The sequence below is a fragment of the Ruegeria sp. CDSA246 genome, assembly GCF_059611225.1.
In genome coordinates this window covers 128,709-148,897 of sequence record NZ_JBXWPD010000009.1, presented here as the reverse complement: position 1 = coordinate 148,897, position 20,189 = coordinate 128,709, and the positions used below count along the sequence as shown (strand labels likewise).

Below are 20,189 nucleotides of genomic sequence, written 5' to 3'. Positions count from 1 at the left end.
TAACAAAAATTAGAATATCGGAGCAGGCCGCCCCGGCCGACCAGGACGTCGCGCACCCATGACAGGCCGCGCTGGAAAAATCGGGTTCTGCATGATCGGAGCCGGTAATGCGCCCAGTGAATTCGCAAGAACAGCAATGTCCCTGCTATGCGCGACCATGTCGATCAGGTCTTCGGTCCGATCAGCATCGACCACCTTGTACGAGGCGTTCGCGGGCCGGCTGTTCGACCCAAAGCGGCCCGCAGGACAAAAGGCGCGCAAACCACCCTCGATATAGATCACTTCGTCTTGCTCAAAGAACAACGAACAAACCTCAAACAGCAATGAGGGCGCGCTGGACGAAAGTCGAAACGTTCCACTGAGAACCCGCGCAGGCACCACGGGCATGCTGATCGGCAACGTGATTGGACCCTGGCTCAGCTTGGTGTTGTCCAACGCCACGCCCTGCTCTGGCATCAACCAGACCGGATCGCCGTTATACAAAGTGTCCGATGGCACACGGACAGGTAAGTTTTCCGACCTGGACTCGCTGGCAGCGATTGCTATGCAATCCGTCGCAACCCGCGAGACTGCCCTGAACCCGTTGTCCATCGTGCGGATCAGATCGCCTGCTTGCAGTCCTTCAACAGGCTGCCAACCGCGATCCGTCGCAATCTTAGTTCCGTGGACAAAACCACCCCGACGCGCGTTCAGCGAAATCGCAGGATTGTCCTGCACTTCCCGGTTCGGAACGGCCTCATAACTCAAAACACTCTGTACATTTAACACGTGTCGCACCCATTTCTGACACAAAAACAACTACTCATAACGACTAGCACGACTTAACCATGGGCGACTTAATTCAGACACATTGCCGCCCAATTTGCGCTCTTAAAGCCGTGAAAAACAACAATTCTTTAAACAACACTGCGCAATTGGTAAAAATTGGCAGATTTTTGGAAACTATAATTTACACCAGCGGTCATCCGTGCCGCCGAATCTGTCTGAGCCCGTCGGCTGAAATCGGGCAGGTCGTGTTACACCCATCGGTATCCGGTCTGAATGATCCCCGATTGCCCACCCAAAACAAATGGCTGGCCTCAGGATAAGGCTAAACCGGTTCTGGCCGGGCAGCCTCGCGCCCTGCTCGCCATCCCAACAGGGCACCTGCGATTGCAATCAAGCCAATCCCGCCAATCTGCATCGGCCCGATCGCCTGCCCGAAAGCCGCAAAGGCAAAGAGCGGACCAAAAATCATGACCGAGTACTCAAAGACCGCGACATAGGACGGCTCGCCCACCTGATAGGCCTTGATCAACATGAAGACGGCAATCGTGGAACCAACCGCCTGTATTGCGATCCACGGCAATGCAGGTTGCATCTGCCAGACCCAACCCCGCGCGGCGAAGCCGTCGGGACCATCCGGCGCGGCCACCGGAAACAGCTCAAGTACCAGAAGGCCAATCGCCCCGGCCGATCCCAGCGTGATGATCATCGCAGCCAGCAGCGCCACGGTGCTTTCATCGGAACAATGGCTGCGCGTGATAACGGCACTCAGCGCGTAGAACAGACCCCCGGCGACCGGCAACAGGCTGCGAGTATCGAAATCGTAGGGGTCAAGCTGCAGCACGCACAGAATTCCCGCAAACCCCAGTAGAACCGCAACAATACGCCAAGGGCCAATCCGCTGCTTCATTGCCAGGGCCGAGATCAAAAGGACAAAAATCGGCGATGTGAACAACCCGGCCAGCGCCTGCGCAATCGGCATGACCGCAAGCGATGCGAAATAGAACAACATGGCCAGGGTGATCAGTACGCTGCGCAGAATCACCGGGCCAAATCGTTTCGGGCGCATACTGCCCAGCCCCAATAGCGATAGACCGAAGATCAGCGGCAACATTAGCAACGCGCGGCTCAGGTGGAATTGCCACAGGCCAACCGTTTCCGCCAACAGGATCACCACATTGTCGATCACCCCGATGATCGCCATGGCGCTGATCATCAGCACCGATGCCAGTATCGGTGAGGTCTGAGTGTCCGCCTGCATCTTTCGCCTCGGTAAAATGGTGGGGCACGACAGGACAACCCTGCACGTGTCGTTGTATCCAGCACATTTATCGCAGATGGCGCAACTGGTTTGCGCCCTTTGAATTTACCATGTTAAGCTGGGGCAAAATAATAACGAGCAAACCTCACCTTGATGACGGCTCTGAAACAGTACCAACGGATCGAAGCCACCGGTCTGTGGCGCCCCTCGCCCGACGTGCAGCGGCGCGAGGTTGTGGTGTCGATTGGCGAAGCAACGCTGACGATTTCTGATTTCAACGACCGGGCACTGACGCACTGGTCGCTGGCAGCTTTGGAGCGGCAGAATCCCGGAAGCTATCCAGCCATCTTCAACCCGGACGGCGACCCCGACGAAACGCTGGAGCTGGAAGAAACAGAGACCACGATGATCGCGGCGATCGACCGTTTGCAAAAGGCAATTGATCGGTCGCGCCCGCATCCCGGACGGTTGCGTTGGCTTAGTGTTGCGGGTGTGATTGCTGCAGTTGCCGCATTATTGCTGCTTTGGGTTCCAGCCGCGCTGCAAAACCACGTCGTTTCTGTTGTCCCCGAGATTAAGCGATACGATATCGGGGATGCGATCCTGCACCGGATTGAACGGGTTTCTGGTGTCTCGTGCACCTCAGAGGATGCGCAGGCTGCGTTGGACCAACTGGCAGCCCGAACCGGCGTGCGAGAGGTCGTTATTCTGCCCGCAGGGGTACAAACAAGCCTCGGCCTGCCTGGTGGGATCATTCTGCTGAACCGCTCATTGGTCGAAGATCACGAGGACCCATCCATCGCTGCCGGTTACATCATCGCCGAACGCGCGCGAGCCGCCGCACAAGACCCATTGGACGAGGTGCTGGATCGAACTGGCCCGACCACGGCGTTCCGCCTGCTGACAACCGGAGAACTGACACCTGAGATCGTTGACACCTATACCGAGCAGGTCTTGTCAGAACCGCGCCCAACTTTGTCCGATCAAGATTTGCTAGAGGTATTCGCCCAGGCGGCGCTGCCTTCAACGCCATATGCCTATGCTGTGGATGTCACGGGGGAAGACACTCTCGGCCTGATCGAGGCCGACCCGATGGCCGGGCGCCCGCTGCCGCAAGTACTGCCGGACCGCGATTGGGTCCGGCTGCAGAATATCTGTGGCGAGTAGGCCGGTTACTTGGTGCCGAACATCCGGTCGCCGGCATCGCCCAACCCAGGCATGATATACCCTTTCGAGTTCAACTCGCGATCCAGCGACGCCGTGACGATGTTCACGTCAGGATGCGCCTCTTTCATGCGGGCGACGCCTTCGGGCGCGGCCAGCAGGCAGAGGAAACGGATATCGGTCGCCCCGGCTTCTTTCAGCAAATCAATCGCCGCAGCCGAGCTGTTGCCGGTTGCCAGCATCGGATCAACCGCGATGACCAGCCGATCCTTCAGACCTTCAGGCGCTTTGAAGTAGTATTGCACAGGCTTCAGGGTTTCTTCGTCGCGGTACAGCCCGACAAACCCGACACGGGCCGAGGGGACCAGTTCCAGCACCCCGTCCAACATTCCGTTTCCGGCACGCAGGATCGACACCAGAGCCAGTTTTTTACCCGCCAGAATGGGGGCGTCCATTTCCTCCATTGGTGTTTCAATGTGGCGGGTGGTCAGCTTGAGTTCGCGCGTGACCTCATAGGCCAACAGCAGGGTGATCTCGCGCAACAGCTGGCGGAACACGGCGGTCGAGGTGCCCTTGTCCCGCATGAGCGTCAGTTTGTGCTGCACCAGCGGGTGGTCAACGACGGTCAGGTGTTCGCTCATGTTCTCTCCAGTCTTTTCTTCACCCGTTCGCGGGTGTCATCATCGCAGAAGGCCGCGTTCAGGGCTATGTCGTTCAGGGCCGCAAAATCCTCGGCGTCCCAGCCAAAGGCCTGATGCAGCATCTCATATTCGCGCCGCATGGTGGTATGGAAAAACGGCGGATCGTCGGTGGAAACTGTGACGTTTACACCCTGATCGCGCAACCGGGCAATCGGATGTGCCGCAAAATCTGGGAACAGGCCCAGAACCACGTTGGAACCGGGGCAGACTTCAAGCGTGACTTCGCGGTCAACAAGTTCCCGGATCAGATCGTCGTCCTCAATGGCCCGCACGCCGTGGCCGACCCGTTCGACACCGAGGTCCCGAACAGCATCGCGAACGCTTTCGGGGCCGCCGAACTCTCCGGCATGGGTGGTCAAGCGCAGCCCAGCTTCGCGGGCACATTCAAAGGCCCATTTGAAATCGCCCTGCGTCCCGACGCCCTCGTTTCCGCCCATTCCAAATCCGGTGATCCAATTACCAGCGGTTTCCGCCGCGCAAAAAGCGCTTTGTTTTGCCTGCTCGGGTCCGAAATGACGAACACAGGTGACAACGCCGCGCAGGGTGATATCGAACTTGCGCTCGGCCTCGTCCGCCGCGTCCTGAATGGCGTTCAGATAGTCACGCCAGGCGTGCACATCCCCGCCGCCGCAGAAATCTGGGCTGAGGAAGGTTTCCGAGTAGACCACCCCATTCGCAGCGCTTTCCTCTAGAATGGCCAAAGTCAGGCGACGGAAATCCTCGGGCGATTTAAGTACTTCGCAGGCGGCCTCGTAGACGCTGAGAAAGTGGGCGAAGTCGCGGAAGTCATAACTTCCGTCTGATTTAAAGATACCGCTCAGGTCTATGCGTTTTTCATGCGCAAGCTGGCGGATGAAATCAGGCGGCGCTGCACCTTCATGGTGCAGGTGCAACTCGATTTTTGGTAGGTCTGCGACGGTCATAGAAAACTCTTCCCCGGCCCTTGTGCCGGAATGTTCAGATGGTGTGCGATACTTGCGGCGACATCGGCAAAATCGACGGCCCCGATTTGGTCCGTGCCTTGCCCGGCGATCAGAACGGGCACCTGTTCGCGCGTGTGGTCGGTGCCGATCCAACTGGGATCGTTGCCGTGATCGGCGGTCAAAAGCATAAGATCGCCCGGGCGCAGTTTTTTCAGGATCACACCGATTTCGCGGTCGAACCGTTCTAGCGCGCGGGCATAGCCGCTGATATCGCGGCGGTGGCCATAGAGGCTGTCGAATTCAACAAAATTGGCAAAGGTCAGGCTACCCTCTTCGGCCACATCGACCAGATCAGACAGGTGACCCATCAACTCGGCATCCGACCCTTTTCGCAGCGTGTCGATTCCTTGCATCGAAAAGATGTCACCAATCTTGCCCACGGCATGAACCTGACGGCCTGCGTCTTGTGCCCAATTTGTCAGAACTGGCGCGGGGGGTAGGATCGCGAAATCCTTGCGGTTGGTGGTGCGGGTAAATCCCTCTTCAGGTGTACCAACAAACGGCCGTGCGATAACGCGGCCAACTTTCATCTCATGCAATCGCGGGGCGAGCGCTTTGCACATCTCCAGCAGACGGTCGAGGCCAAAGCTCTCTTCATGCGCGGCGATCTGAAACACGCTGTCGGCGGAAGTGTAGCAGATGGGCCAGCCGGTCCGTATATGCTCGGCCCCCAAATCGGCGATAATGGTCGTGCCCGAGGCGTGACAATCACCCAGAATACCGTCTGTTCCAGCCGCCTGTGCCGCAGCCCGGCTTAGGTCGGCAGGGAATGAAGGCGTGGTATCCGGGAAATAATGCCATTCCCACGGCACCGGCAGACCGGCCAGCTCCCAATGGCCCGAAGGTGTATCCTTGCCCAGTGAATGCTCTCTCGCGCACCCCCAGCGCCCAGACGGATCGACCTCCAACCCCGGCGTTTCAGCTCCTGATGCCAACCGCGTTGCCGCCCCCAACCCAAGCGCATCCAAGTTTGGCAGGTGCAGCGCGCCTGAGCGCCCGTCTTCTGCCCGTCCTTCGGCGCAAGCTTGTGCAATATGGGCAAGTGTGTTTGCACCCGTGTCCGGCACATCGCCATTGAAAAACCGATCAGCATCCGGCGCGCCGCCGATGCCAACCGAGTCCATTACCACAAGAAACGCGCGGGTCACGGCGTAATCCTTTCGTGGACAAGGATGGGCTCTGCCGGGGCATCGGCGCCTACCGTGATCGCGCCGAGAACGGTCTCCGCGGCCTGCCGCGCGGCATCCTCCCGGGACGCGTGGATTACTGCTAACGGCGCACCCTTCTCGACTTTGTCGCCTAGCCGGACGATGTCAGACAGACCCACGGCCGGGTCGATGACGTCGTTTTCAACCTGCCGCCCGCCGCCCAGCGCAACTACCGCCAGGCCCAGCGCTTCGCCGTTAATCGCAGTGATGTGTCCGTTGGTCGGTGCCGGAACTTCAAGGATCACGCTGGCCTCTGGCAAGTACCGGGACCAGTTTTCAACAAACTGCAGCGGCGCGCCTACGGCTGCCATCATACGCCCAAAGTGTTCCGCCGCGCGACCGTCGCGGATGACATCCGTGATCTTGTCGCGCCCTTCTTCGGCGGTTGCGAACATCCCGGCATCCGCCAGCAGAACCCCGCCCAACTCGGCCGAGATTTCGGCCAGCGGGGCATAGGGGTCTTGCGTCATGACCTTCATCACCTCGGCCACTTCCAACGCATTGCCCAGCGCAGGCGCCAAAGGTTGGTGCATATCGGTGATGACCGCCGAGGTCCGGCAACCTGCTGCATTCGCAGTTTCCGACAGGGCCTTTGCCAGTTTGCGCGCATCTTCCAGCGTCTTCATGAACGCACCGCTGCCGACCTTGACGTCCAGCACCAAAGCCTCGGGGCTGGCGGCCAGTTTCTTGGACAGGATCGACGCTGTGATCAGGTCCAGGCTTTCAACGGTCGCCGTCACATCACGGATCGCATAAAGGCGTTTGTCTGCCGGGGCGATCTGCCCCGTGGCCCCGACAATGGCCGCGCCGGTTTCGCGCAAAATCTGCGTCAGGCGGTCCTGACCGATCTGGGTGCTGACACCGGGAATGGCCTCAAGCTTGTCCAGGGTACCGCCAGTATGCCCCAGACCTCGGCCCGAGATCATGGGGACATAAGCCCCCAACTCGGCCAGTGCAGGGGCGAGCACAAGGCTTACGCTATCCCCCACCCCACCGGTCGAGTGTTTGTCGATTACCGGGCCATCGAAATCCCAGCTGAGCACATCACCGCTGTCGCGCATAGCGATCGTCAGATCGGCGCGCCCTTTGGTGCCCAATCCACCCATGCAGACGGCCATGGCAAAAGCGCCCGCTTGGGCGTCGCTGACACCACCATCGGCCAACCCTTGCGCGAACCAGTTCAGCTCATCTCCGGTCGGCACCTCGTTCCGGCGCAGTTTTGCAATGATCGAACGGGCGTCCATTGGATCAGACGTCCTCCATGTGCGAGGCGTCGAAAGCGCCCGGCAGCAATTGTCCAATCGTGGTTACAAACTCGGCGCCATCCACGGTCGCCAGCGTCACCTTGACGTCCCGCTTGCCAAATTCGGCCAGCTTTTGCCGGCAACCGCCACAAGGCGGAACCGGTTGCGGACTTGAGGCAACAACATAGACCTCGGACAATTCCTGTTCGCCCGCAGCGACCATCGCAGCGATTGCCCCGGCCTCGGCACATGTGCCTTCGGGATAGGCCACGTTTTCCACGTTGCAACCCGCGTGGACCTCGCCGGATGCGGACCGGATCGCCGCCCCAACCTTGAAGTTGGAATAAGGCGCATAGGCTTTTTCCCGAACAGACAGTGCTGCATCTTTCAAAGTCATGGCGATTCCCCGTTTTTGATCAACTGGTCAGAAAATCATACCCTAAAGGAAAGAGCGCAGGGAGTTGAACCCCCGCGCGCAAGATTCCTGGGCTAAAATCCTCTTAGCCCAGCTTGGTATTGAAGATCCCCGGAAGCGTAACCTCAAGCAATTCGACATCATCGGAAGGATCGGACAGTTTGGTGCGCATACCGGGCGGGATCACGAACGCATCCCCTTGTTCCAAACGGAACGGATCGCGCCCTTCACCTTTCAGAGTTACCTCGCCCGTCATGACGAAGGTAAAATGGATATCCGTGTCATGCGTTGCCCAGATCGGTTCACCCTGCCCTTTTCGTACGACCTGCACGCCTGCAACACCTTTGGTATTCTCGGCAATCGTCGTGTCGCGACAGATGTATCCTGGCAGGCGAAATGGTCCCCACGCTGATTTCTCGGCTTTGTTATAAACAAAACGCTGCCCTTGCCATTCGCGGTCCGGGCGGAAATTCGGCGTAGGCAGGTCCATCTCGTGGTCGATTTCGGTGACATGTTCGGCGGGAACACCGATTTCGATCACCTGAACATTATTCGAGGCTTCAAGAACCCGGTGGCGGATTTCTGGGGGTTGGATAAAGCAATCCCCAGCTGTCAGGCGCATTTTGTCGCCCTGATCCTCGTAGACGACGTCGACCCAACCATGGATGCAGAAAATCAGTTGAAACCCGACCTTGTGGAAATGCACCATATCCGGCACCGGGCCCCCATCGGGTATACGGATATGGCTGGCGATGATCGATCCACCTAGCCGATCCGGCACAAGATCGCGGTAATGCATCCCTGCCCGCCCGATGATCCATGGGGCCTGATCCTTGAGCCTGCGCACCACGAAGGAATGCACCGTTTCGGGCATCACCATCGGAGGGTTCATTTCATCAATCTCAACCCGCGTGCCGTTGGGCGCGACCAAAGTACGCTGCCCATCAGCAAAACCGTCAGGATCGTCTGTCAGGATACGGATCGTACCAGCGGCCTCGGGCGCGTCCTTCTCGACCCGAAGGCGCAACCCGTGGCCGGAAAACACGGCAACACGCGGATCGTCGGCGGGATAGATCATATCCATCTTCATACCGAGCACTTTTGTGTAGAACGGGATGTCGTCGCGCAGCTCGCCTGTCGGCAGACGGATTTCAGCGCGTGTCTGGCAGTTGTTTCTGGTTGAGGTCATTCAGCGTCTCTTCGGCATCGGATTTTGGCCATCCGATCAGAACAGAAGCCAAAATGCCAATCGAAAAGAACATCTCAAGCGTTTCTTCCAAAACAAAGAGCCGTACTGTCATAAGTGTGGACAGATCTGCCTGGTAAATTCCGGAAACTTCCTCGAGCAGCTGAGCGGTTACCGCCAGCAATCCCGCCAGCACGAAAATCACGAAAAAAGGCGCCCGTCGCTTTACCGCCTGCCAAGCCGCCGGGGCTCCATGCCATAGGGCACCTCCGATCACGATGACGGCCAGAACCACCCGGATCAGCGTCATATCAAGCAAATTATCCAAACCGTTCAGGACCCAATATGGCAGGCTGTCAACTGGATAGATTTCCGCCTCAAGCTCTCTTTCCGCCAGCAACAGACAGACCAGTGCGATGTAAAGACGAGTTATGCCGGGATAGCGCCAGAGCGCAGCCAGGCCCGCGACAAACAGCGCAGCGGCCGAGATCGTTTCGAACAATCCGCCCTCTTCGTTCAGAGCAAGGGCTAGAACCGGCCAGATACCGACGGCGGCAAGGACAAGGATGGCGATCAGCAAAACCGATATGTAAACGGCGCGATCCGGACCAACAACAACCTGGTCCGCCGGGAAGGCGGTCCCGGCCTGAAATTCATCTTTATAGCTCATTTATGGCTTTCAGTGCTCGACAGGTCTAGGTTGGCTCCAAAGTTGCCCGAATGTAAAAGCAATACGACGCTTTTCAACGGGACGTCGGTGAACTTTAGCAAAACTGTTGCAAAATGACGTAGCGTAGCCAAAGCCGGGGAAATAGTTTAACACTAAATCAAATTTTCTGAGGAGTTGAGTCGCCGATGTCGGACACACCCAGCCTGCGGCAGGCCGCGCTTGAATATCACGCCCACCCAAAGCCCGGTAAGCTTGAAATCAAAGCGACCAAACCAATGGCAAACGGCCGCGATCTGGCACGCGCCTATTCACCCGGTGTGGCCGAAGCCAGCCTGGAAATCAAAGCGGATCCTGCAAACGCCGAGCTGTATACCGCACGCGGGAATCTGGTTGCGGTCGTCTCAAACGGGACAGCGGTTCTGGGGCTGGGAAACATTGGCGCGCTTGCATCCAAACCGGTGATGGAAGGCAAGGCCGTCTTGTTCAAGAAATTCGCCGGGATCGATTGTTTCGACATCGAGGTCGATCAACCCGACCCCGAGAAACTGGCGGATATCGTTTGTGCATTGGAGCCGACCTTTGGCGCGATCAACCTTGAAGACATCAAAGCGCCGGACTGTTTCATCGTCGAAAAGCTGTGCCGGGAACGAATGAACATCCCTGTCTTTCATGACGACCAGCACGGCACCGCCATTGTCGTGGGTGCCGCGGCCAAGAATGCGCTGTTCGTTGCGGGCAAGAATTTCGAAGACGTCAAAGTGGTCTCAACCGGTGGCGGCGCAGCGGGAATTGCCTGCCTGATGATGCTGGTCAAGCTGGGCGTCAAGCGCGAGAATATCTGGCTGTGCGACATTCACGGGCTTGTTTATGAAGGCCGTGAAGAGGACATGAATCCGCATAAGGACCAATTCGCGCAAAAAACGGACTTGCGGACACTGGACGATGTGATCGGGGATGCAGACTTGTTCCTTGGCCTCAGCGGGCCGAACGTCCTGAAGCCCGAGATGGTTGAGAAAATGGCCAAGCGCCCGATCATCTTCGCGCTGGCCAATCCGAGCCCGGAAATTTTGCCGCAAGCAGCACGTGAAGTCGCGCCGGACGCGATTATTGCCACGGGCCGCAGCGACTTCCCCAATCAGGTCAACAACGTTTTGTGTTTCCCTTTCATCTTCCGAGGCGCGCTGGACGTGGGGGCGACCGAAATCAACGATGAAATGCAGATCGCCTGCGTGGACGGGATCGCTGAGATGGCCCGGGCGACGACCAGCGCCGAGGCGGCAGCGGCCTATAAAGGTGAGCAACTGACTTTTGGCCCCGATTATCTGATCCCCAAACCCTTTGACCCGCGCCTTGTCGGCGTCGTGTCCTCGGCCGTTGCCAAAGCCGCGATGGAAAGCGGTGTGGCCAAGCGCCCGATCACGGACATCGAGGCATACAAAGAGCGGTTGAATCAGTCCGTATTCAAGTCTGCCCTGCTAATGCGCCCTGTCTTTGAGGCTGCGGCCGTGGCCTCGCGCCGGATCGTGTTTGCCGAGGGTGAGGACGAGCGCGTTCTGCGCGCAGCCCAGGCCATTCTCGAAGAAACAACCGAAACCCCGATCTTGATCGGCCGCCCCGAAGTGATCAACGCACGATGCGAGCGGCTGGGGCTGACGGTCCGTCCCGGCAAAGACTTCCAGATTGTGAACCCGCAAGACGACCCGCGTTATTACGACTACTGGAACTCGTATCACGAGATTATGCAGCGCCGCGGTGTCACGCCGGATCTGGCCAAGGCGATCATGCGCACAAACAACACCGCCATTGCGGCCATCATGGTGCAACGTGGTGAGGCAGACAGCATGATCTGCGGTACCTTCGGCGAGTATCGTTGGCACCTGAACTACGTAGAACAGGTTCTAGGCGATGGCGATCTTCACCCGCATGGCGCGCTGTCGCTGATGATCCTCGAGGACGGACCGCTGTTCATTGCCGATACCCATGTTCGGCAGCTGCCAACCCCAGAAGAGCTGGCCGAGTCGACCATTGGCGCCGCGCGTCATGTTCGGCGTTTCGGGATCGAGCCTAAAATCGCCTTCTGTTCTCAGTCGCAGTTTGGCAATCAGGCTGAAGGATCGGGCAAAAGGTTGCGGGCGGCACTGGATATCCTCGACGCCGAGCCGCGCGATTTCACATATGAAGGTGAAATGAATCTGGATCTGGCCCTCGACCCTGAACTGCGTTCGCGGATCTTCCCGAACTCACGCCTGAAAGGAACAGCAAACGTTCTGATCTTTGCCCATGCGGATGCGGCGAGCGGAGTGCGCAATATCCTGAAAATGAAGGCCGATGGCTTGGAGGTCGGCCCGATCCTGATGGGCATGGGCAACAAGGCGCATATCGTGACACCGTCGATCACAGCGCGCGGATTGCTGAATATGGCGGCGATCGCGGGTACACCCGTAGCGCATTACGGTTAATAAACCTGAGCACAGTATTCAGGGCGCCAGTATCGGCGCCCTGTTTGAATCACAGCAGGCAATAATTTGCACGCCAAAATATTCAACTTTGCAAAAGTGCATTATTGATCGCAAAAAGTCAGCAAAAAGGCGATGATTTGCAACAATTTGCAGGCCAGCCTGCGGATTCCTGCAAATTTTTTGCGATAAAGTGACGCTCCGTCACAGCGCTCGCTTGTGCGGTGCCCCCTGGCCACATAACACATTTCTCAAGGAGATTTAGGAGGAGTTCACTGTGGCATATCAGGACATTTACGAAGGTTGGAAATCGGATCCAGAGGCTTTTTGGATGAACGCTGCAAAGGCAATTGACTGGGTTCAACCGCCGACCAAAGCCCTGTTTGACGATAACGCCCCTTTGTATGAGTGGTTCAGCGATGCCAAAGTGAACACCTGCTGGAACGCGGTCGACCGGCATGTCGAAAATGGTCGCAGCGAACAGGCCGCAATCATCTATGACAGCCCGATCACGCACACCAAGCGCGAGATTTCATATGTCGAACTGCGCAATCGCGTGGCCAATCTGGCCGGGGCATTGCGTGCCAAGGGCGTCGAAAAGGGCGACCGTGTCATCATCTATATGCCAATGATCCCCGAAGCGCTGGAGGCCATGCTCGCCTGCGCCCGTCTGGGGGCCGTGCACTCGGTGGTGTTCGGCGGCTTTGCCAGCAATGAGCTGGCTGTCCGGATCGACGACGCCAAACCCAAGGCGATCATCGCCGCATCCTGCGGGATGGAACCGGGTCGCGTCGTGCATTACAAACCCCTGCTGGACGGGGCCATCGACATGGCTAACCACAAGCCCGAATTCTGTGTGGTCTTCCAGCGCGAGCAGGAAGTGGCGCAATTAATTGAAGGGCGCGACTACAACTGGCACGGCTTCCAGTACGGAGTCGAACCGGCCGAATGCGTTCCGGTCGATGGCAATGATCCGGCATACATCCTGTACACCTCGGGCACGACCGGCGCGCCCAAGGGCGTTGTGCGTCCGACCGCAGGCCATTTGGTGGCGCTGAACTGGACGATGAAAAATATCTACGATGTCGATCCGGGCGATGTGTTCTGGGCAGCGTCGGATGTGGGCTGGGTCGTAGGACACTCCTACATTTGTTATGCTCCGTTGATTCACGGCAACACGACGATTGTGTTTGAAGGCAAGCCCGTTGGCACGCCCGACGCAGGCACGTTCTGGCGGGTGATTTCCGAGCATAAGGTCAAAAGCTTTTTCACCGCCCCAACCGCCATCCGCGCCGTCAAACGCGAAGATCCCAAGGGCGAGATGTTGGCGAAGTATGACCTCTCCTGCCTGCGCGCGTTGTATCTGGCGGGCGAGCGCGCTGACCCCGATACGATCGAATGGGCGCAAGACGCGTTGAAAGTGCCGGTGATCGATCACTGGTGGCAGACCGAAACCGGGTGGACCATCGCCGGCAACCCACTGGGAATCGAGGAACTGCCGGTCAAGCTGGGTTCACCCGCCAAACCGATGCCTGGCTATGATGTGCAGATTTTGGACGAAGGCGGTCATCCGATGAAACCTGGTGAGCTGGGTGCGATTGCGGTCAAGCTTCCCCTGCCCCCCGGCACTCTCCCGACGCTGTGGAATGCCGAGGAACGATTCAAAAGTTCGTACCTGAACCAGTTCCCGGGGTTTTACGAGACCGGCGATGCAGGCATGGTCGACGAGGATGGCTACCTTTACATCATGGCGCGCACTGATGACGTGATCAACGTCGCTGGCCACCGCTTGTCGACCGGCGGGATGGAAGAGGTTCTGGCCGCCCACCCCGACGTGGCCGAATGTGCAGTGATCGGTGTGACCGACCAGTTGAAAGGTCAAATGCCAGTAGGGTTCCTTTGCCTGAATGCAGGCTGTGACCGCGACCATGGCGAGGTGGTTCAAGACGTCGTCAAATTGGTGCGCGAAAAGATCGGGCCGGTCGCTGCGTTCAAACTAGCCGTGGTGGTAGACCGCCTTCCCAAGACCCGCTCGGGCAAGATCCTGCGTGGAACGATGGTGTCGATTGCGGACAGCAAGGACTACAAGATGCCAGCCACCATCGATGACCCGGCTATTCTGGACGAGATCACCGACGCGTTGAAAACCCTCGGCTACGCTCAGTAGCAGACATGCGGGCGACGATCCGTCGCCCGCATGTCTTTCTCTTGCAACCTGAAACAAGCCCCCTACTGTCATCCCAAGACAGCGAGGGCCCATGACACAAACCGATATCTGGCGTCTGAACGCCACCGACCTGACCGCCTTGACCCGCAGCGGTGAGTTGAGCGCGCTGGAGGCTACTCAGAATGCAGTCGACCGAATGCATCAGGCCAACCCAGACCTGAACGCGGTGGTCAAAGACCTGAGCACCGAGGCGTTGGAGCGTGCGCGTGAACTGGATGCGGCCGTGGCGGGCGGTGCACCCGTGGGGCCGTTGCATGGCGTTCCCGTCACTATCAAGATCAACGTCGATCAAAAGGGGTACGCGACCTCGAACGGTGTTGTTGCCCTGAAGAATGTGATCGCGCCCGACGACGCGCCGGTTGTGCGCAATCTGCAGAATGCCGGGGCCATCGTGATCGGGCGGACCAACACGCCCGAATTCTCATTCCGCGCCGATACAGACAACCCGCTGCATGGTCGGACACATAACCCGTGGGGCCGCCATATCTCGCCCGGTGGGTCTTCGGGCGGGGCCGGTGCGGGCGTGATGGCTGGGATCGGCGCGCTGGCGCATGGCAACGACATCGGTGGCAGTCTGCGGTTTCCCGCGGCGGCCAATGGCGCGGTCACAGTCAAACCAGGGCTGGGGCGCGTCCCCGCGTGGAACCCCAGCCAAAAGGTCGAACGCGGAATTCTGGCACAATCCATGTCGGTCCAGGGGCTGATCACCCGTTCGGCTGCGGACCTGCATCTGTCCATGCCCAGCCTGATCGCCACCGACCCGCGCGATCCGTTTCACGTTTCAATGCCGTGGCGCGGTGAAGCCATGGATGATCCGATCAAAGTGGCCTTCACCAAAAACACCTTCGGCTATGCGCTACACCCCGAGGTCGACAAGGCGCTGGACACGGCCCGCGATGCGCTGGTCGACGCCGGCTATCTGGTGGAAGAGATCGACCCGCCGGATGTATTCGAGTGTGGTCGGTCAGGGTATCGCGCCTTGATGGGCGAAGTCCTGACCCTGATGCAAAGCGACATCAAGGCGGCGGGATCTGAAACCATCCGCGAGATCTTTGACGTCTATTTTCAGGAATTCCCGCCCATAGTTGAAACCGACCTGATCCGAATGCTGGCCAAGCGCACCCACTATGCCCGTGAATGGTCGTTGTTTATGGAAGACTACGCTTTAGTCCTGTCGCCTTTCTTGCCGCAACCATTCTTCAAGCCGGATCGGGACACCGAAGGCGTCGAAGGGGTGCACGAGGTACTTGGATGCGCCGTTTATTCCTATGCGATGAACTTCCTTGGCCTGCCCGCCGCCTGCGTTCCGTCCCGGCTGGCGGATTTGCCCAGCGGCCCGCAGCCGATCAATGTCCAGATCGCTGCCCGCCGCTGGCGTGAAGATATGGCCGTGGATGCCGCCGCCGCAATTGAGGCGCGCGTCGGGCAGATGTGCTTGCCGTTGTGGGAGAAGATGGGCACGTAGTGCGACCCAAAACGAAAATAGACCCCGGGTTTTTGTGCCCGGGGTCCGCTTACTAAAATAAGCCCAGATATCATTAACGAGCGTAGCACCACCTACCCTCGCCAGCGCGTAAACTGCGCTATCGTTCGAAAACGTCGTTTGGTGGCCACTCACTCCCACCGAGACGTGTTCTCCGGGCAAGATCAGATTAGCGGAAAGTTAATGAAGCTCATGTGAACTGCTTCACACAACTTCTAAAAAATTCGTAAGTCCCAAAATTTAGGTGAATTGCTCGGATATCAGGCGCTCTTCCAACCCATGCCCTGGGTCGAATAAAATGCGGTGCTGGATTGCAGGTTCAGAGCGGATCTCAACCCAGTCGATATCAGCGAAAGACACCGAATCTGCATCCGCCATGACCGGGCGCTTGTCCGCATCCAGCACATCAAAACGCACCTTGGCGATCTTGGGCAACAGCGCGCCGCGCCACCGGCGTGGCCTGAATGCAGCAATAGCCGTCAGAGCAAGAACATCTGATCCAATTGGCAGAATCGGGCCGTGAGCCGAGTAGTTGTAGGCGGTCGATCCGGCGGGCGTAGACAGCAGTGCACCATCGCAGACCAGCTCATCCATACGAACACGGCCATCGACGCTTATCCTGAGGCGCGCAGCCTGTGGTCCGGCGCGCAGCAGCGACACCTCGTTGATCGCCAGCGCCTCGTGCATCTTACCTGACTGATCCATCGCACGCATGGCCAGTGGGTTGATGACTTCTTCCTCGGCTTCCCCCAGACGGGCCATAAGGTCCCCCTCGTGGAATTCGTTCATCAGAAAGCCGATTGTGCCGCGATTCATGCCATAAACCGGTGTATCCAGGTGCTGCATGCTGTGCAGCGTATGGAGCATGAACCCGTCACCGCCCAGTGCAACGACCACATCGGCATCCCGCGGTGCCGCGTTTCCATAACGTTTCACCAGCACGTCGCGGGCTGTTTGGGCCACTTTGACGTCGCTGGCGAGGAAAGCGATTCTCTGGATCATTTGTTGCGGTTTCCGGTCTTGCACATTTGGTTCCGAAACAACCATACCTTTCCCCGATAAGCCAGACTTGACGCCGCAGCGGGCCAATTCGTCGCTTTAAAGCTTTTGCGCATGTACCGTTTCCGATAGGAAATCCGCAAGATTCTTACCCAGCCATGTGGAGCCCCTATGAACGCCAATCTCCGTGATACCGGATTTTTCACCCAGTCCCTGTCTGACCGTGATCCCGAGCTGTTCGGCTCGATCACATCCGAGCTGGGTCGTCAGCGCGACGAGATCGAGTTGATCGCATCCGAAAACATCGTCTCTGCCGCCGTGATGGAAGCACAAGGCTCGGTGATGACCAACAAATACGCCGAAGGGTATCCCGGACGGCGTTACTATGGCGGCTGCCAATACGTGGACATCGCCGAAAATCTGGCCATCGACCGCGCCAAAGAACTGTTTGGCTGCGGCTTTGCCAACGTTCAGCCGAACTCGGGCTCTCAGGCCAATCAGGGCGTGTTCCAGGCATTGATCCAACCCGGCGACACCATTCTGGGCATGAGCCTGGACGCAGGCGGTCACCTGACACACGGCGCGCGCCCCAACCAGTCGGGCAAGTGGTTCAATGCGGTGCAGTATGGTGTCCGCAAAGAAGACAACATGCTGGACTATGATCAGGTCGAGGCGCTGGCAAAAGAACACCAGCCCAAGCTGATCATCGCCGGTGGTTCCGCGATTCCGCGACAGATCGACTTTGCCCGCATGCGCGAGATCGCCGACATGGTCGGCGCTTATCTGCACGTGGACATGGCGCACTTCGCCGGTCTGGTGGCAGCGGGTGAGCACCCCAGCCCCTTCCCGCATGCGCATGTGGCGACCACCACCACGCACAAAACCCTGCGCGGCCCGCGTGGCGGCATGATCCTGACCAATGATGAAGATATCGCTAAGAAAGTGAATTCGGCCATCTTCCCCGGCATTCAGGGCGGCCCGCTGATGCACGTGATCGCGGCCAAGGCCGTGGCCTTTGGTGAGGCGTTGCAGCCTGCGTTCAAGGATTACATCAAGCAGGTCGTCGTGAACGCACAGGCGCTGTCAGACCAGCTGATCAAAGGTGGTCTGGACACGGTGACCCACGGCACCGACACCCATGTGGTGCTGGTCGATCTGCGACCCAAAGGCGTGACCGGCAACATTGTCGACAAGGCTCTGGGCCGGGCGCATATCACCTGCAACAAGAACGGCGTGCCGTTTGACCCGGAAAAACCGACCATTACGTCGGGCATCCGTCTGGGCTCCCCCGCCGGCACCACCCGCGGCTTTGGCGAGATCGAGTTCCGCCAGATTGCAGATTGGATCATCGAAGTCGTCGACGGTCTGGCCGCCAACGGCGAAGACGGCAATGGCGCGGTTGAAGCCAAGGTCAAAGCCGAGGTTGCAGAGCTTTGCGCTAAATTCCCGATCTATCCAAACCTGTAATCCACACAGGGATCACAGATCAGAACGGCGTCCAATGGGCGCCGTTTTTTGTTGGGAATGCAGTCAGATGTAACCGCGCCAGCGCAGAACAAACACGGCCAAAGCCGCCAGTGCCAGAAACCCCAAAGCAACCGCCCCCAGAAGATTCAGGAACCAGCCCCAGCGGCGATCGGCCAGGTTTATACCGCTCAGATGGGTCTGAACTTCTTCCGATGCCTTGGCCAGTTTCGGAGCGTCCAAAACCAACCGTAACTTGGGGTGCGAGGCCATTTGCTCGGCACCCGCCAGCAACATTGCCTGCTTGTATACGCGGCGCGGCAATCGGCGCTTGGCCTTGCGGACCGAAGCCGTCAGCGTCTGGTCCTTTACACCCAGTTTTTCACGCAGCAATTGCACTGTCTGCGCGATCTGGCTTTGGATATCTGTGGTTTGCGACATGACGTTGCCTCCTGCCTGCGCAATCTAACCTCAGCCCGCAGGGGCGACAATGGGGGCTGGTCGTTTCAAACGCACGCAGGTATCAAACCAGAATGCTGAACACGATCATTCACGGTGAACCGACCTCAAACGCTCCTCTGCTGATTGCGCATGGGCTGTATGGATCAGCCCGAAACTGGGGGGTTATTGCGCGCCGACTATGTGACGAAAGGCAGGTCGTTGCAGTCGATATGCGTAACCACGCCTACAGCGAATGGACAGATCAGCACGGTTATCTCGATTTGGCCGAAGATCTGGCCGAGGTGATCCTGCACCTTGGCGGCAAAGCGGATGTTGTCGGGCATTCGATGGGTGGTAAGGCTGCGATGATGCTGGCGCTGAGCCACGGAGAATTGGTGCACAAGCTGGTTGTGGCGGACATTGCGCCCGTTACTTATTCGCACAGCCAAATCCAATTCATCGAAGCCATGCGAGCCGTGGATTTTTCAACGATTGAAAGACGCTCGGACGCCGAGGGACAGTTGGCAGCGCAGGGCGTCGAAAAAGCTTTGCAGAGCTTTTTCACGCAATCTCTGGACGTCAAGGGGAAGCGTTGGCTTCTAAACCTTGACACGCTGGCGGCCGAGATGCCCAAAATCATGGGCTTTCCGGAAATTGATGCATCCTGGAACGGCCCCGCCCTGTTTTTGTCCGGTGGCGATTCCGATTACGTCCTGCCCGAACATCGCAGCACCATCCGCGCGCATTTTCCCGCCGCACGATTTGCGAAAATCCCCGGCGCTGGCCATTGGCTGCACGCCGAGAAACCTCGTGAGTTTGAAGCCGCGGTCAGGACCTACCTTAACGCCTGATCAGGCTGTATTCTGGTACAGTTTCTTCGCCACCAACCAGGACACTGGCAAGGCCGCCACACAGCCAGCTGCGGCTGCAGAAACGATTGCAACCGTAGACACCAATCCTGCGGACAGGACAGCAATAACGCCTGACCTGGCCAGAGCGGTTGCGATCAAAGTATACAGGATAGAGGCAAGGCGTAGCATGGTCAGTTGTCCTTTTGTCAGAAGCCCGATTATCGCTTTAGACAACTGGTCTGCTATACGCCTTGATCTGCGTCAGATTTCAACGGACAGAGGTCAGAAATCAGGCCACTTCGCCGCCACCGTTGACCCAGTCCGGCAACCCACCAATATTGTAGACCTTTTCATACCCCATATCTTTCAACAGCTTGCCCGCCAGTGCCGCACGACCACCTGCCGCGCAATACAGCACGATTGCGCGGTCCTTGCGCAGCTCGGGGTCATGGGATTTCAGCGCGTCGTCAGCGCGGAATTCAAGCATACCGCGTGGGATATGATGCGCGCCTTGCGCACGGCCGGTTTGCTGCAGCTCGACCGCGTCGCGTACGTCCAGCAATAATGCACCCTGCCCCATCAATTTCTTTGCTGTGTTTGTGTCGATCCGTTCGACGGCAGCGTTTGCTGCCTCCATCATCTGGCCTACGGTTAATGGCATAAAGCGTCCC

19 protein-coding genes are annotated in these 20,189 nt (G+C 58.4%); 6 read left to right on the top strand and 13 right to left on the bottom strand.

The window, feature by feature from the left end:
* Window positions 1-9: 9 nt before the first annotated feature.
* Window positions 10-768 (bottom strand): Hint domain-containing protein, encoded by a 759-nt coding sequence (locus AC2FI9_RS13570; RefSeq protein ID WP_496768283.1) that lies wholly within the window; start codon window positions 766-768, stop codon window positions 10-12.
* A 322-nt stretch (window positions 769-1,090) separates the two neighbouring features.
* Window positions 1,091-2,026 (bottom strand): DMT family transporter, encoded by a 936-nt coding sequence (locus AC2FI9_RS13565; protein ID WP_496739742.1) that lies wholly within the window; start codon window positions 2,024-2,026, stop codon window positions 1,091-1,093.
* A 153-nt stretch (window positions 2,027-2,179) separates the two neighbouring features.
* Here AC2FI9_RS13565 and AC2FI9_RS13560 point away from each other — a divergent pair, with 153 nt between their 5' ends.
* The gene (locus AC2FI9_RS13560; RefSeq protein ID WP_496768281.1) at window positions 2,180-3,193 is read left to right on the top strand and encodes a hypothetical protein; all 1,014 of its coding nucleotides are present in this window, start codon (window positions 2,180-2,182) and stop codon (window positions 3,191-3,193) included.
* Window positions 3,194-3,198: 5 nt separating this feature from the next.
* Here AC2FI9_RS13560 and upp read toward each other — a convergent pair whose 3' ends face one another.
* The 7 genes from upp to AC2FI9_RS13525 form a co-directional block, all read right to left on the bottom strand.
* Window positions 3,199-3,831, bottom strand: a complete 633-nt coding sequence (gene upp, locus AC2FI9_RS13555) for a uracil phosphoribosyltransferase (RefSeq protein WP_058274218.1) — start codon at window positions 3,829-3,831, stop codon at window positions 3,199-3,201.
* Window positions 3,828-4,814 (bottom strand): adenosine deaminase, encoded by a 987-nt coding sequence (locus AC2FI9_RS13550; RefSeq protein WP_496768279.1) that lies wholly within the window; start codon window positions 4,812-4,814, stop codon window positions 3,828-3,830. Before AC2FI9_RS13550 ends, upp begins: the two co-directional genes overlap by 4 nt.
* Complete coding sequence (locus AC2FI9_RS13545) at window positions 4,811-6,022, bottom strand: phosphopentomutase (protein ID WP_496768277.1); 1,212 nt, start codon at window positions 6,020-6,022, stop codon at window positions 4,811-4,813. Before AC2FI9_RS13545 ends, AC2FI9_RS13550 begins: the two co-directional genes overlap by 4 nt.
* Window positions 6,019-7,326 carry a thymidine phosphorylase gene (locus AC2FI9_RS13540; protein ID WP_496768275.1) on the bottom strand — a complete coding sequence of 436 codons (1,308 nt, stop codon included), beginning with the start codon at window positions 7,324-7,326 and terminating at the stop codon, window positions 6,019-6,021. Before AC2FI9_RS13540 ends, AC2FI9_RS13545 begins: the two co-directional genes overlap by 4 nt.
* 4 nt (window positions 7,327-7,330) lie before the next feature.
* Window positions 7,331-7,723, bottom strand: coding sequence for a cytidine deaminase (locus AC2FI9_RS13535; RefSeq protein WP_108860194.1), 393 nt, complete (start codon window positions 7,721-7,723; stop codon window positions 7,331-7,333).
* A gap of 103 nt (window positions 7,724-7,826) precedes the next feature.
* Entirely contained in the window at window positions 7,827-8,930 is a 1,104-nt protein-coding gene (locus AC2FI9_RS13530; protein WP_496768273.1) for a cupin domain-containing protein, read from the bottom strand.
* Window positions 8,893-9,597 (bottom strand): hypothetical protein, encoded by a 705-nt coding sequence (locus AC2FI9_RS13525; protein ID WP_496768271.1) that lies wholly within the window; start codon window positions 9,595-9,597, stop codon window positions 8,893-8,895. The genes AC2FI9_RS13530 and AC2FI9_RS13525 overlap by 38 nt, the downstream gene beginning before the upstream one ends.
* Before the next feature lie 185 nt (window positions 9,598-9,782).
* On the opposite strand from AC2FI9_RS13525, the gene AC2FI9_RS13520 reads away from it, so the two are divergent.
* From AC2FI9_RS13520 to AC2FI9_RS13510, 3 genes are all read left to right on the top strand, one after another.
* Window positions 9,783-12,056, top strand: a complete 2,274-nt coding sequence (locus AC2FI9_RS13520) for an NADP-dependent malic enzyme (protein ID WP_496768269.1) — start codon at window positions 9,783-9,785, stop codon at window positions 12,054-12,056.
* Window positions 12,057-12,330: 274 nt separating this feature from the next.
* Window positions 12,331-14,220 (top strand): propionate-CoA ligase PrpE, encoded by a 1,890-nt coding sequence (gene prpE, locus AC2FI9_RS13515; RefSeq protein ID WP_496768267.1) that lies wholly within the window; start codon window positions 12,331-12,333, stop codon window positions 14,218-14,220.
* A gap of 91 nt (window positions 14,221-14,311) precedes the next feature.
* On the top strand, window positions 14,312-15,745 hold the full coding sequence (locus tag AC2FI9_RS13510; RefSeq protein WP_496768266.1) for an amidase family protein: 1,434 nt from the start codon (window positions 14,312-14,314) through the stop codon (window positions 15,743-15,745).
* Between the two features lie 258 nt (window positions 15,746-16,003).
* On the opposite strand, the gene AC2FI9_RS13505 is transcribed toward AC2FI9_RS13510, so the two are convergent.
* Window positions 16,004-16,765: an NAD kinase gene (locus AC2FI9_RS13505; RefSeq protein ID WP_496768265.1), complete on the bottom strand. Its 762-nt coding sequence runs from the start codon at window positions 16,763-16,765 to the stop codon at window positions 16,004-16,006.
* 168 nt (window positions 16,766-16,933) lie between these two features.
* Between AC2FI9_RS13505 and glyA the strand changes: the two genes are divergently transcribed.
* Window positions 16,934-18,229 (top strand): serine hydroxymethyltransferase, encoded by a 1,296-nt coding sequence (glyA, locus tag AC2FI9_RS13500; protein ID WP_058274229.1) that lies wholly within the window; start codon window positions 16,934-16,936, stop codon window positions 18,227-18,229.
* 63 nt (window positions 18,230-18,292) lie between these two features.
* Here glyA and AC2FI9_RS13495 read toward each other — a convergent pair whose 3' ends face one another.
* Complete coding sequence (locus tag AC2FI9_RS13495) at window positions 18,293-18,667, bottom strand: hypothetical protein (RefSeq protein WP_496768263.1); 375 nt, start codon at window positions 18,665-18,667, stop codon at window positions 18,293-18,295.
* Between the two features lie 92 nt (window positions 18,668-18,759).
* On the opposite strand from AC2FI9_RS13495, the gene AC2FI9_RS13490 reads away from it, so the two are divergent.
* Window positions 18,760-19,518 carry an alpha/beta fold hydrolase gene (locus tag AC2FI9_RS13490; protein WP_496768261.1) on the top strand — a complete coding sequence of 253 codons (759 nt, stop codon included), beginning with the start codon at window positions 18,760-18,762 and terminating at the stop codon, window positions 19,516-19,518.
* Here the strand turns inward: AC2FI9_RS13490 and AC2FI9_RS13485 are convergent, their stop codons facing one another.
* Together AC2FI9_RS13485 and AC2FI9_RS13480 are read right to left on the bottom strand one after the other, a co-directional pair.
* Window positions 19,519-19,707: a hypothetical protein gene (locus AC2FI9_RS13485; protein WP_496768258.1), complete on the bottom strand. Its 189-nt coding sequence runs from the start codon at window positions 19,705-19,707 to the stop codon at window positions 19,519-19,521.
* A 100-nt stretch (window positions 19,708-19,807) separates the two neighbouring features.
* Window positions 19,808-20,179: a rhodanese-like domain-containing protein gene (locus tag AC2FI9_RS13480; RefSeq protein ID WP_496739760.1), complete on the bottom strand. Its 372-nt coding sequence runs from the start codon at window positions 20,177-20,179 to the stop codon at window positions 19,808-19,810.
* Between the last annotated feature and the right edge of the window lie 10 nt (window positions 20,180-20,189).